Source organism: Clostridium sp. JNZ X4-2 (genome assembly GCF_054889485.1).
Genome location: NZ_CM142685.1, coordinates 3,384,019 through 3,396,672, shown reverse-complemented (window position 1 = coordinate 3,396,672; position 12,654 = coordinate 3,384,019). Strand labels below are relative to the sequence as shown.

Genomic DNA, 12,654 nt, shown 5'->3' with positions numbered 1-12,654 from the left:
AGAGAGGTGAGGACTTTGGATAAACTTTTGGTAAAATTAATTAATTCTTTTGGAATCAGCGGCAAAGAGGATGAGGTGAAACAGGTAATAAAGGATCATTTAAATAAGATCAGTCAGGAAGTACATGAAGATAATATAGGAAATGTAATAGTGAAATTAGGATCTGGTGAAAATAAAATTATGTTATGTTCCCATATGGATTCGGTGGGATTTATAGTGAATCATATAGATGATGATGGAATGATCAGAGTGAATAATATAGGCAATTTTAATAAAAAGGATATATCACACAGCTTTATAAGATTTGACAATGGTACATTGGGTAAAATATATACCTCTTCCAAGGGTATGTTTGTTGATATAGGAGTAAAAGAAAAAGAAGAGGCATCTAAGAAAGTAAATGAAGGTGATATGGCATCTCTTGTAGGTCCATATTTAAATGTAGGTGATAATAATGTTATAAGTCCTCTTTTACATAATAAAGTAGGGTGCTATGTACTTTTAAAACTTATAGAGGAAATCAAAGTGGAAGGAGCTGAAATTGATTTTGTATTTGCTTCTCAGGGTGAAGTTGGAGGTATAGGGGCGAGAATTGCGGCAAATAGTATAAATCCTGATTATTGTATAGTTATAGGTACTGAAGATGCGAAAAATGCAGAGAAAGTAAATACTAATGTAAATATAGGGGAAGGTCCTGTACTGAAGATTATGGATAATTCCCTTATAATGCATAAGGATATAAAAGATATATTAGAAAATGCAGCGAGAAAAGTTGAGGTAAAGCTCCAATATAGTATAAGTACAGATAAATCTGAGGGAGAATTAGTTCACAAGGAAAGGATTGGCATAAGAACCGGGGAGATTGCAATACCCTGCAGATATAAGTATTCTACTTCAGAAATGGTTTCTATTAACGATATAGAAAATACTATAAAAGTATTAAATCAATTGGGAAGTTTTAACGAGCTCATATAGAAATTGAGTATATTATTATGAAGGGTAGAGAAAGGTTTTAAATATGATATGAAAAAGTTTAAATGGATTTTAGTAGTACTATGGATGGTGGGCATATTTGTTTTTTCCAGTCAGAAGGCAATTGTATCAAATAGAAAAAGTGAATTTGTCATATATATATTTCAGGTTTTGGGTTTAAATTTAAATAATGTGTTTGGAAATTTAGCTAATTTCATAGTGAGAAAGGTTTCTCATTTTTTGGAATATTTTATATTGGCAGTATTGTTATTCAATGCGGTGAAGGAAAATTTCAAATTTAAAAAATTAGCTGTTTTTTTAATTGCAGTGGTTTTTTTATATTCTTGTTCAGATGAAATTCATCAATTATTTGTACCAGGGAGAACGGGGAGGATAAGAGATGTGATAATAGATACCATGGGAGGAATTACAGGTTTTTTAATATGTTATTGTATTCACAAAAAAAAAAGCAATTAAGGAGCTCTAAAAATTATCTAGAGCATCCTTTAATTTTTCCCAGTCCTTTTTGTATATGGATTGAAAATTTTCATTTCTGTTATAAGTTAAGGCAGAGGGGTGGTACATAGGGAATATGTATCTTTTAAGATTTTCATTAAAATAAACATCTCCGTGGCATTGGCCTATAGAATTAAATTCAGTGAATCTTTTTAGAGGTGTATTTCCCAAAGTTATAATTATTTTAGGATTCACCAATTCAATTTCCTCATTTAATATATGCTTGAAGAGTTGTATTTCAGAAGCTTTTGGAGTCCTGTTGCTTATAGTTTCCCTGCCATTTTTGCCCTCATTTATTTTAATAGGCCTGAAAAAACAGGTATTTGTTATTCTAATCATTTCCCTTTTCAAACCAATTAAATTCAAATACTTTTCAAAGGTTCTGCCAGCCATGCCGACAAAAGGTTTTCCCTGTTGTACTTCTGTTTTTCCGGGAGCTTCGCCTATAAATAATATATCACAGGGAATAGGACCGTCTCCTGAAATATATCCACTTGTTGGACTACCATTGTAGCTTTCACATATCTCTTTAATTTTTCTTGTAAGTGTTTCTTCAATATTATTCATAAGAGGTTTCCTTTCTGACCAAGATTAATTATATTTTCTTATATTTTAGCACAGAGCTGACATGTAAGCAGAAGTTTCTATTATTTTCGATATAATTGCATAAATATATATTTCTCCAATAAAATAAATTATATGCTGGTTAAATAATTGTACTCATACATTTTGTAAATAAAAATACAGATGATATAATTCTAGTAAAATTAATAAGGGAGTGATTTTGTTGAAAGTTCCATATATAATGACACCAGGGCCTACAGAGGTTAGGGAAAACGTAAGATTAACCAGAAGTATGAGATGTACAAATCCTGATTTAGATATTCAATTCTATGATTTTTATAAGGAAACTTGTGAAAATATAGCTAAACTTTTAAAAACTAAAAACCAGGTTAGAATATTGTGCGGTGAAGGTATGCTTGGATTGGAAGCTGCATGTGCCTCCCTTACAGAAAAGGGAGATAGGGTGCTTGTAATTGACAATGGAATATTTGGAGAAGGATTTGCAGATTTAGTAAAATTGTATGACGGGGAAGTTGTATTTTTTAAAGGAGATAGGAAAAGAGAAATAAATGTAGAAGATTTAAGAAGATTTTTAGATAAGGATAGCAATTTTAAATATGCCACAGTTGTTCACTGTGATACTCCTTCAGGGGTATTGAATAATATATCAAAAATATGTCCTATGCTTAAAGAAAAAGGAATATTAACTTTAGTGGATAGTGTGTCTGCCATGGCAGGAGAAAATTTGGAAGTTGATAATTGGAATATAGATATAGTGGTGGGAGCATCCCAGAAGTGTATTTCGGCTCCTCCGGGACTTTCTCTGCTCAGTATTAGTCAGGATGCTTTTCTTGCAATGAAAAATAGAAAGAGTCCTATAAAATCTTTTTATTGCAATTTATTAATTTGGGAGAAGTATTATGAAAATAAGTGGTTTCCATATACCCCTCCTATAAGTGATATAGCTGCATTAAAAACAGCAGTGGATAATGTTTTGGGGGATGAGGACGTTTTGAAGAGACATGATAAAATTGGCAGGAGTGTAAGAAAGGCTATTGAAAAAGCGGGATTAAACTTGTATATAAAAAAAGGGTATTCCAATACTGTAAGTGTTATTGAAATTCCAGAGGGCATAGACGAAAAACAGCTGAGGAAATATATGATAGACAATTTTAATGTTTTAATAGCGGGTTCTTTTGGATATCTAGAAGGGAAGGTAATTAGAATAGGACATATGGGAGAAAATGCAAGAGAAGATATAGTGAGTTATACTTTATATTCCCTCCAGAAAGCTTTAGAGCATTTTGGATTCAAATCTGAATGTGATATGGCATACTGTTTTTTGAAAGAGATTAATGTGTGAGTGTCTTATAAAATGTGTAATGATGAACTTGATAAAATCAACATAACCCGGTGTGTCAGTATGCGGATATTGGAGAAAAAGATATATTATAAGTGGTAAATAAGAGATAAATTAGTCTAATGAATGTATATTTTAAGGAAAATAGGACAAAATATGATAGAATATCAAATGTTGTCGCAAATAGATATACGCTTGACAGGCAGATATCTTGGATGTTTTATAAAATTTCAAGTTTAAAAAAACTTAAAGAATTTAAAAAAACATGTTGACAAAGAGAAATACAGATGATATACTATAAAAGCTGTCTAAAGAGATGGCAGGTAATTGAAGATGATCCTTGAAAATTAAACAGAATAAAATATAAGGAAAACTTATATAAGAATAAACCAGCAATTCTTTTGAGCTGCAGCAGCAGCAAAGAAAGTAATTTCGTAATATTTTGTATGTTATGTTCAGTAGTAAAGCATCATTTATGATGTTATACATACTTAGCGTAATGTATCTAAAATTAATAATAACGAGCAGTTCCAGGAAAACCTTGAACCAGGAGCGGAGTTTACTTAAGCAAATGAGCACCGCAGGGTCGGGTTTGACGAAGAAATGCGAAGTTAGTATTAATTTTCTAAAGAGGCAATAAGCCTGAAATTGGCAGTAACGAGTACAGCAAGGAAAAGGCTGAATGAGGAGCAGAGTTTACTTACGTAAATGAGCACCGGAATGAAGCATTTGACGCAGCTGGACGAAGTTAATGGCAATTTTAAACAGAGCCATATAAACTTTTAAATTAAGAGTTTGATCCTGGCTCAGGACGAACGCTGGCGGCGTGCTTAACACATGCAAGTCGAGCGATGAAGCTCCTTCGGGAGTGGATTAGCGGCGGACGGGTGAGTAACACGTGGGTAACCTGCCTCAAAGAGGGGGATAGCCTCCCGAAAGGGAGATTAATACCGCATAACAAGTATGATTCACATGGATGGTACTTTAAAGGAGTAATCCGCTTTGAGATGGACCCGCGGCGCATTAGCTAGTTGGTAGGGCAACGGCCTACCAAGGCAACGATGCGTAGCCGACCTGAGAGGGTGATCGGCCACATTGGAACTGAGAGACGGTCCAGACTCCTACGGGAGGCAGCAGTGGGGAATATTGCACAATGGGCGAAAGCCTGATGCAGCAACGCCGCGTGAGTGAAGAAGGTTTTCGGATTGTAAAGCTCTGTCATCTGGGACGATAATGACGGTACCAGATGAGGAAGCCACGGCTAACTACGTGCCAGCAGCCGCGGTAATACGTAGGTGGCAAGCGTTGTCCGGAATTACTGGGCGTAAAGGGTGCGCAGGCGGACATTTAAGTGAGATGTGAAATACCCGGGCTTAACCCGGGCAGTGCATTTCAAACTGGGTGTCTGGAGTGCAGGAGAGGAGAACGGAATTCCTAGTGTAGCGGTGAAATGCGTAGAGATTAGGAAGAACACCAGTGGCGAAGGCGGTTCTCTGGACTGTAACTGACGCTGAGGCACGAAAGCGTGGGTAGCAAACAGGATTAGATACCCTGGTAGTCCACGCCGTAAACGATGAGTACTAGGTGTAGGAGGTATCGACCCCTTCTGTGCCGCAGTAAACACAATAAGTACTCCGCCTGGGAAGTACGATCGCAAGATTAAAACTCAAAGGAATTGACGGGGGCCCGCACAAGCAGCGGAGCATGTGGTTTAATTCGAAGCAACGCGAAGAACCTTACCTGGACTTGACATCCCCTGAATATCTTAGAGATAAGAGAAGCCCTTCGGGGCAGGGAGACAGGTGGTGCATGGTTGTCGTCAGCTCGTGTCGTGAGATGTTAGGTTAAGTCCTGCAACGAGCGCAACCCCTGTTGTTAGTTGCTAACAGTAAGATGAGCACTCTAACAAGACTGCCGCGGTTAACGCGGAGGAAGGTGGGGATGACGTCAAATCATCATGCCCCTTATGTCCAGGGCAACACACGTGCTACAATGGGTAGGAACAACGAGACGCAAGACCGCAAGGTGGAGCAAACCTCAAAAACTACTCTCAGTTCGGATTGCAGGCTGAAACCCGCCTGCATGAAGCTGGAGTTGCTAGTAATCGCGAATCAGCATGTCGCGGTGAATACGTTCCCGGGCCTTGTACACACCGCCCGTCACACCATGAGAGCTGGCAACACCCGAAGTCCGTAGTCTAACGAAAGAGGACGCGGCCGAAGGTGGGGTTAGTGATTGGGGTGAAGTCGTAACAAGGTAGCCGTAGGAGAACCTGCGGCTGGATCACCTCCTTTCTAGGGAGTCGAAAGATGATTGTAATGATTGTCTTAAAAAAATTGGTAGTAATGAGCAGATCAAGGAAAGGCTTGAGCGAGGAGCAGAGCTTACTAGTGTAAGTGAGCACCACAGTGAAAGACTTGACGAAGAAATGCGAAGTTAATAGCGATTTTTAATGGTTTAATCTATGTAAGGTAATCCGCTTTATTCTGTTTAATTTTGAAGGATCATAAGTCAGTTGACAATTAAGAATTGACAATTGACAATTGAATTCTTTAATTCAATTGTGCAGTGTAAATTATACACTGTGAATTGAAAAAAAATTTGTCCTTTGAAAATTGCACAGTAAATAAGAAATAAAAGAATTGATAGTAACGAGCAGAAATGTGAAGCTAATATCAATTTTAGAAACAAAGCTAAGGTTAGAAATAACCTTTGTAGTATATAAGTATAACTAGTTTATACTTATTTGTAAGTTATGACGTAAGTTATAACTGAGAACCAATGTAATTAAAATTAATAGCAGCGGACAACACAAGGAAAAACCTGAGTGAGGAGCAGAGTTTACTAATGTAAATGAGCACCGAAGGGAAGGTTTTAACGCAGTATTGTGAAGCTGATAGTAATTTTTAAGAAAATTGATAGTAACGAGTACAGCAAGGAAAATACCGAAGGAGGAACGGAGTTTACTAGTGTAAATGAGTACCGGAGTGAGGTATTTGACGCAGCTGGACGAAGTTAATGGCAATTTTAAAACTAAAGGTCAAGCTACAAAGGGCGCATGGAGGATGCCTTGGCACCAGGAGCCTAAGAAGGACGCGATAAGCTGCGAAAAGCTCTGGGTAGGCGCAAATAGCCAGTGAACCAGAGATATCCAAATGGGGAAACCCACCCAGACAACGCTGGGTACTGCATGTTGAATAAATAGATATGCAGAGGCAGACCCGGGGAACTGAAACATCTAAGTACCCGGAGGAAGAGAAAGAAACATCGATTTTCCAAGTAGCGGCGAGCGAAAGGGAAAGAGCCCAAACCAGAAACTTGTTTCTGGGGTTGAGGTCAGGTCATAAAAGCAGGGAAGACTTAATTGAATACAACTGGAAAGTTGAGCCGCAGAAGGTAACAGCCCTGTAAGTGAAAAGGAAGAACTGCGAGACCTGAACCAGAGTACCACGAGACACGAGAAACCTTGTGGGAAGCAGGGAGGACCACCTCCCAAGGCTAAATACTACCTGGTGACCGATAGAGAAGAAGTACCGTGAGGGAAAGGTGAAAAGAACCCCGGGAGGGGAGTGAAATAGAATCTGAAACCGTGTGTCCACAAATAGTCGAAGTACGATAAAGTACGACGGCGTGCTTTTTGTAGAACGAGCCAGCGAGTTACGATATGCAGCAAGGTTAAGTACTTAAGGTATGGAGCCGGAGGGAAACCGAGTCTGAAGAGGGCGGGAAGTTGTATGTTGTAGACCCGAAACCGGGTGACCTATCCATGGCCAGGTTGAAGCGGAAGTAAAATTTCGTGGAGGACCGAACCACAATGGTGTTGAAAAACCATGGGATGAGCTGTGGATAGCGGAGAAATTCCAATCGAACCCGGAGATAGCTGGTTCTCCTCGAAATAGCTTTAGGGCTAGCGTTGAGAGTGAGTAATGGAGGTAGAGCACTGAATGGGGTAGGGGCTGACAACAGTTACTGAACCTTATCAAACTCCGAATGCCATAAACTTGAATCTCAGCAGTCAGACTGCGAATGATAAGATCCGTGGTCAAAAGGGAAAAAGCCCAGACCACCAGCTAAGGTCCCGAAGTGTAAGTTAAGTGGAAAAGGAAGTGTGATCTCTAAGACAACTAGGATGTTGGCTCAGAAGCAGCCATTCATTTAAAGAGTGCGTAATAGCTCACTAGTCAAGAGGTCATGCGCCGAAGATGTCCGGGGCTAAAACTTACCACCGAAGCTGTGGGCTTGAAAGAGCGGTAGAGGAGCATGCTGTCCAGGGAGAAGCCGTACCGGAAGGAGCGGTGGACAGGACAGGAGAGAGAATGCTGGCATAAGTAGCGAGAAATAAGTGAGAATCTTATTGGTCGAAAACCTAAGGTTTCCTGAGGAAGGTTCGTCCACTCAGGGTAAGTCGGGACCTAAGCCGAGGCCGAAAGGCGTAGGTGATGGACAATCGGTTGAAATTCCGATACCGCATATAGATGAAAAAGACCAGAAGGGATGACGCAGGAGGATAGGATGTGCATACTGTTGGAGGTATGTCTAAGCAGTGAGTGAGAATACAGAGGGAAAACCATGTATTCAATTGCGAGCTGTGAAGGGGAATCCGAAAGGAGAAGTATCTGATATCACACTGCCAAGAAAAGTCTCTATGGAATTTATGTGTGCCCGTACCGCAAACCGACACAGGTAGGTGAGGAGAGAATCCTAAGACCATCGGAAGAATTGTTGTTAAGGAACTCGGCAAATTGACTCCGTAACTTAGGGAGAAGGAGTGCCTCGAAAGAGGCCGCAGAGAAAAGGCTCAAGCAACTGTTTATCAAAAACACAGGTTTCTGCTAAAGCGAAAGCTGAAGTATAGGAGCTGACGCCTGCCCGGTGCTGGAAGGTTAAGGGGAATACTAAGCAGCAATGCGAAGGTAAGAACTTAAGCCCCAGTAAACGGCGGCCGTAACTATAACGGTCCTAAGGTAGCGAAATTCCTTGTCGGGTAAGTTCCGACCCGCACGAATGGCGTAATGATTTGAGCACTGTCTCGACAACAAATCCGGCGAAATTGAAATGCAAGTGAAGATGCTTGCTACCCGCGATTGGACGGAAAGACCCCGTAGAGCTTTACTGTAGCTTATCACTGAATTTCGGTATTGTCTGTACAGGATAGGTGGGAGACATGGAAGGAGTGGCGTCAGCCATTTTGGAGTCGATGTTGGGATACCACCCTGACAGTACTGGAATTCTAACCGGGTGCCATGAAACTGGCAACGGGACAATGTTAGGTGGGCAGTTTGACTGGGGCGGTCGCCTCCAAAAGAGTAACGGAGGCGTACAAAGGTTTCCTCAGAAGGGTTGGAAATTCTTCGGAGAGTGCAAAGGCATAAGGGAGCCTGACTGCGACACATACAGGTGGAGCAGGGACGAAAGTCGGTCTTAGTGATCCGGTGGTACCTCGTGGGAGGGCCATCGCTCAACGGATAAAAGCTACCTCGGGGATAACAGGCTGATCTCCCCCAAGAGTTCACATCGACGGGGAGGTTTGGCACCTCGATGTCGGCTCGTCGCATCCTGGGGCTGAAGTAGGTCCCAAGGGTTGGGCTGTTCGCCCATTAAAGCGGCACGCGAGCTGGGTTCAGAACGTCGTGAGACAGTTCGGTCCCTATCCGTCGCGGGCGCAGGAAATTTGAGAGGAGCTGTCCTTAGTACGAGAGGACCGGGATGGACTGACCTCTGGTGAACCAGTTGTTCCGCCAGGAGCACAGCTGGGTAGCTAAGTCGGGAAGGGATAAACACTGAAAGCATCTAAGTGTGAAGCCCCCCTCAAGACAAGATTTCCCACAGCGAAAGCTGGTAAGACCCCTTGAAGAACACAAGGTGATAGGTCAGAGGTGTAAGCGTGGCAACATGTTAAGCTGACTGATACTAATAGGTCGAGGGCTTGACCAAAAACAATATGGATAAATATTTACTGTGCAATTTTCAGAGGACAATATATCAAAGTTCATAGAACAGAGATAGAAGTTTGAAGAATAAAGCTATATAATGAAACTCACTCAGCTAAAGCTGAGGAGTACTGATTCGTTACCAAAATCGAAGATTTTGACAAATCAGCATCTGGTGGTAATAACGTGAAGGTAACACCCCTTACCATTTCGAACAGGAAGGTTAAGCTTCACAGTGCCCATGGTACTGCAGGGGAGGCCCTGTGGGAGAGCAGGTCGCCGCCAGATATATATGTTATATGGCCAGATAGCTCAGTCGGTAGAGCAGAGGACTGAAAATCCTCGTGTCCCTGGTTCGATTCCTGGTCTGGCCACCAAAAGTTTCAGAGTTTATCTGGAACTTTTAATTTTTATATGGAAAAAACATAAAAATTATGTCATAATTAGTAATAAAGTATAATAATATTAAGGAGAAAATATATGCAAAAAGATGTGCTGGCAATTGTCAATGGTGTAGAAATAATTGAAGATGATTTACAAAATACCATAAAAAGATTTCCTTCGGAAAGACAGCAGTATTTAAATACTGAAAATGGAAGAAAACAATTACTGAATGAAATTATATCTTTTGAACTCATCTATAATTATGCTAAAGATGAACAAATGGAAAAGAATAAAAATTATCTGGCTAAATTGGAAGCAGCTAAAAAGGAAATATTAACTCAAGAGGCAGTGGCTAAGATTATGGAAGATGTTAAAGTCACAGATGATGAAGTTAAAGATTATTATAAGGCTAATAGAAGTATGTATAAAAATCCTGAAAGTATAACTGCAAAACATATATTGGTAGATTCTATTGAAAAGGCTAATGAGGTATTAGAAGAAATAAAGAATGGATTATCTTTTGAGGATGCTGCTAAAAAATATTCATCATGTCCGTCAAAAGCTCAGGGAGGTAGCCTTGGAAAATTCACAAGGGGACAAATGGTGCCTGAATTTGAAAATACAGCTTTTCAGCTGGAAATAGGAATAATAAGTGAGCCTGTAAAAACTCAATTTGGATATCATCTCATAAAGGTTGAAGAAAAGGAAGAAGTCTCAATAAAAACTTTTGACGAAGTTAAAGATGCGATTAAAAGAGGATTGCTACAAGAGAGACAGGCATTTAAATATGATCAATTCACTAAGAATTTGAAAAATAAATATAAAGTAGAGATTAAATAATATTCTATTTTCAACTTTAAATGAACCTATTTAGGATTAACAGGCATATTTAGCAGCAGGCAAATATGCCTATTAATCTTAGATAGGGAAGAAAAGTATTTCCTATAAGTAAATTCAACCGCATCTAGGAATCACTTGATAGTACGCTTTTCAGAACTGTTCCTATTTTATCATGTATTACTATATCTGCTTTATTGTCATAAGGAGTAGATGATTTATTTATAAGAACAAGATATTTGCCCTTAAAATAATTAATTAATCCTGCAGCAGGGTATACTACCAAAGATGTTCCGCCTACGATTAGAATATCTGCCTGTCTTATGTATTCAGTAGATTTATTTAATATACTCATATCTAGACTTTCTTCATATAACACTACATCAGGTTTTATTATTCCATTGCATTTGTCACATTTAGGTATCATATCAGAACTATTTATTACATAATCCAAATTAAAAAATTTATTGCATTTGGTGCAGTGATTTCGATGTATTGAACCATGTAATTCTAAAACATTCTTTGAACCTGCCATTTGATGAAGGCCATCTATATTTTGAGTTACTACGGCTTTCAATTTTCCCATCTTTTCTAATTCTGCCAGAGCATAATGAGCATCATTGGGTTTTGCATCTTTGTATATCATTTTTTTTCGATAAAATTCAAAAAAATCTTCAGTATGAGACATAAAAAATGTATGACTTAACATTATTTCAGGAGGATATGAAAAATTGTTTTTAGTTTTATATATACCTGCTTCAGATCTAAAATCAGGTATTTGTGATTCTGTAGAAACTCCTGCACCTCCTAAGAATACAATGTTATTACTAGCATCTATAGCAGATTTTAAATTTTCATAACTCATAATATCACCTCATATAATATTATAGCACATACTTTTTTATATATCGGTATACTAAATTGAATTTTGTTAATAAGCTTAATAAGCTTGTTTGATCATTAATAAAATTGGATTGACAGGGCTTACATATAATGATATAATAAATCTCGTTGAGTGTTAAAATGTGGCGCTATAGCCAAGTGGTAAGGCAGAGGTCTGCAAAACCTTCACCCCCAGTTCAAATCTGGGTGGCGCCTCCATATAATAAGAAAGTAGTCTGTTTTAGTGAGCAGGCTATTTTTTCCTTTGTATATTTATTTTTCATAATTATATATGACATTTTAGATAAAATTAAATTAGTTAAAGTTGCAAAGGATATTAAAGAGCCATTAACCATGGAAGAAATAAAAAAGTGTAGTATTATTATAAAAGTAATTCCTAATATAAAAGTAAGGCCTCTCATTTTATGATGTGGAAGATAAGCCCATATAAACAGAAAGGGTACACATATGACAAAATCGCAAAACAGAAAAGCCATCAATACTAATTCGAATTTTTTAGCAAAATAATAATAATAGAAAGATATATTCCAAATAGCCAGAGAAATCATGAATAGCAAATATGAAATATTTTTAAATCCATTTTTACTTAACTCTCTGCTAAAATAATTAAGTAATTCATTGTTGTAGAACATACTGATGATTTGAAATAAACAGCCTATAATAAAAATAACAGCTCCTGCCTTGATAAACATTTTTGTAAATACTATCAATATATCCTTCAATTTTATCAATCATAAATAACCTCCATAAAATTATTTAATAATGATTTTAAAAACCTCCATTCTTTTACCCTGACTGAGAAATAATTTATGCCTTTCTCAGTGATTGTATAGTATCTTCTTCTCCCACCGCCGCTACCTTTATCATCATTCCAGTAGCCTTCCAGGTAGTTCTTTTTTTCTAAACGTTTTAAAGATACATATAGGGTAGCTTCCTTCATTTCAAACTTTTCTTTTGATTTTTCTTTTATCCTTTTAGCAATTTCATATCCGTACATATCACCATTTGGTAAAATACTTAATACAATTGTGTCAATATATCCCTTCAGTATTTCCTTATCAAACTGCAAGGTTGAACCTCTTTAACAAAATTATTTTATAAAAAACTATTTTTTTAAGAGGCTTTATGTGCATCTGATAAAGCTGTGAGGATGGAACTAACCTATAAGAAAAGATGGATGATTGGAAG

At 38.2% G+C, this 12,654-nt stretch carries 8 protein-coding genes, 2 tRNA genes and 3 rRNA genes; 9 read left to right on the top strand and 4 right to left on the bottom strand.

Annotated elements, in window-relative coordinates:
- The first annotated feature begins 6 nt into the window (after positions 1–6).
- Complete coding sequence (locus ACYUJ6_RS16350) at positions 7–975, top strand: zinc-binding metallopeptidase family protein (protein WP_461843750.1); 969 nt, start codon at positions 7–9, stop codon at positions 973–975.
- A gap of 48 nt (positions 976–1,023) precedes the next feature.
- On the top strand, positions 1,024–1,449 hold the full coding sequence (locus ACYUJ6_RS16345) for a VanZ family protein (protein WP_461843749.1): 426 nt from the start codon (positions 1,024–1,026) through the stop codon (positions 1,447–1,449).
- Between the two features lie 6 nt (positions 1,450–1,455).
- Here ACYUJ6_RS16345 and ACYUJ6_RS16340 read toward each other — a convergent pair whose 3' ends face one another.
- Positions 1,456–2,055 (bottom strand): uracil-DNA glycosylase, encoded by a 600-nt coding sequence (locus ACYUJ6_RS16340; RefSeq protein ID WP_461843748.1) that lies wholly within the window; start codon positions 2,053–2,055, stop codon positions 1,456–1,458.
- Positions 2,056–2,275: 220 nt separating this feature from the next.
- Here ACYUJ6_RS16340 and ACYUJ6_RS16335 point away from each other — a divergent pair, with 220 nt between their 5' ends.
- The 6 genes from ACYUJ6_RS16335 to ACYUJ6_RS16310 all read left to right on the top strand — a co-directional run bounded on the left by ACYUJ6_RS16335 (position 2,276) and on the right by ACYUJ6_RS16310 (position 10,566).
- Positions 2,276–3,415, top strand: a complete 1,140-nt coding sequence (locus tag ACYUJ6_RS16335; RefSeq protein WP_461843747.1) for a pyridoxal-phosphate-dependent aminotransferase family protein — start codon at positions 2,276–2,278, stop codon at positions 3,413–3,415.
- Between the two features lie 780 nt (positions 3,416–4,195).
- A 16S ribosomal RNA gene (locus ACYUJ6_RS16330) occupies positions 4,196–5,706 on the top strand.
- Between the two features lie 744 nt (positions 5,707–6,450).
- Positions 6,451–9,346, top strand: a 23S ribosomal RNA gene (locus ACYUJ6_RS16325).
- A 167-nt stretch (positions 9,347–9,513) separates the two neighbouring features.
- Positions 9,514–9,630, top strand: a 5S ribosomal RNA gene (rrf, locus tag ACYUJ6_RS16320).
- Together the 16S, 23S and 5S rRNA genes with 1 tRNA gene alongside form the textbook arrangement of a ribosomal RNA operon.
- Positions 9,631–9,643: 13 nt before the next feature.
- A tRNA-Phe gene (locus ACYUJ6_RS16315) sits at positions 9,644–9,719 on the top strand.
- 103 nt (positions 9,720–9,822) lie between these two features.
- Positions 9,823–10,566 carry a peptidylprolyl isomerase gene (locus tag ACYUJ6_RS16310; RefSeq protein WP_461843746.1) on the top strand — a complete coding sequence of 248 codons (744 nt, stop codon included), beginning with the start codon at positions 9,823–9,825 and terminating at the stop codon, positions 10,564–10,566.
- A 124-nt stretch (positions 10,567–10,690) separates the two neighbouring features.
- On the opposite strand, the gene ACYUJ6_RS16305 is transcribed toward ACYUJ6_RS16310, so the two are convergent.
- Positions 10,691–11,428 (bottom strand): NAD-dependent protein deacylase, encoded by a 738-nt coding sequence (locus tag ACYUJ6_RS16305; RefSeq protein WP_461843745.1) that lies wholly within the window; start codon positions 11,426–11,428, stop codon positions 10,691–10,693.
- Positions 11,429–11,590: 162 nt separating this feature from the next.
- On the opposite strand from ACYUJ6_RS16305, the gene ACYUJ6_RS16300 reads away from it, so the two are divergent.
- Positions 11,591–11,664 (top strand) — tRNA-Cys (locus tag ACYUJ6_RS16300).
- Here the strand turns inward: ACYUJ6_RS16300 and ACYUJ6_RS16295 are convergent.
- The gene (locus ACYUJ6_RS16295) at positions 11,643–12,197 is read right to left on the bottom strand and encodes a hypothetical protein (protein WP_461843744.1); all 555 of its coding nucleotides are present in this window, start codon (positions 12,195–12,197) and stop codon (positions 11,643–11,645) included. The two genes, ACYUJ6_RS16300 and ACYUJ6_RS16295, sit on opposite strands and share 22 nt — an antisense overlap.
- Positions 12,194–12,535: a PadR family transcriptional regulator gene (locus ACYUJ6_RS16290; protein ID WP_461843743.1), complete on the bottom strand. Its 342-nt coding sequence runs from the start codon at positions 12,533–12,535 to the stop codon at positions 12,194–12,196. The genes ACYUJ6_RS16295 and ACYUJ6_RS16290 overlap by 4 nt, the downstream gene beginning before the upstream one ends.
- Positions 12,536–12,654: the final 119 nt, after the last annotated feature.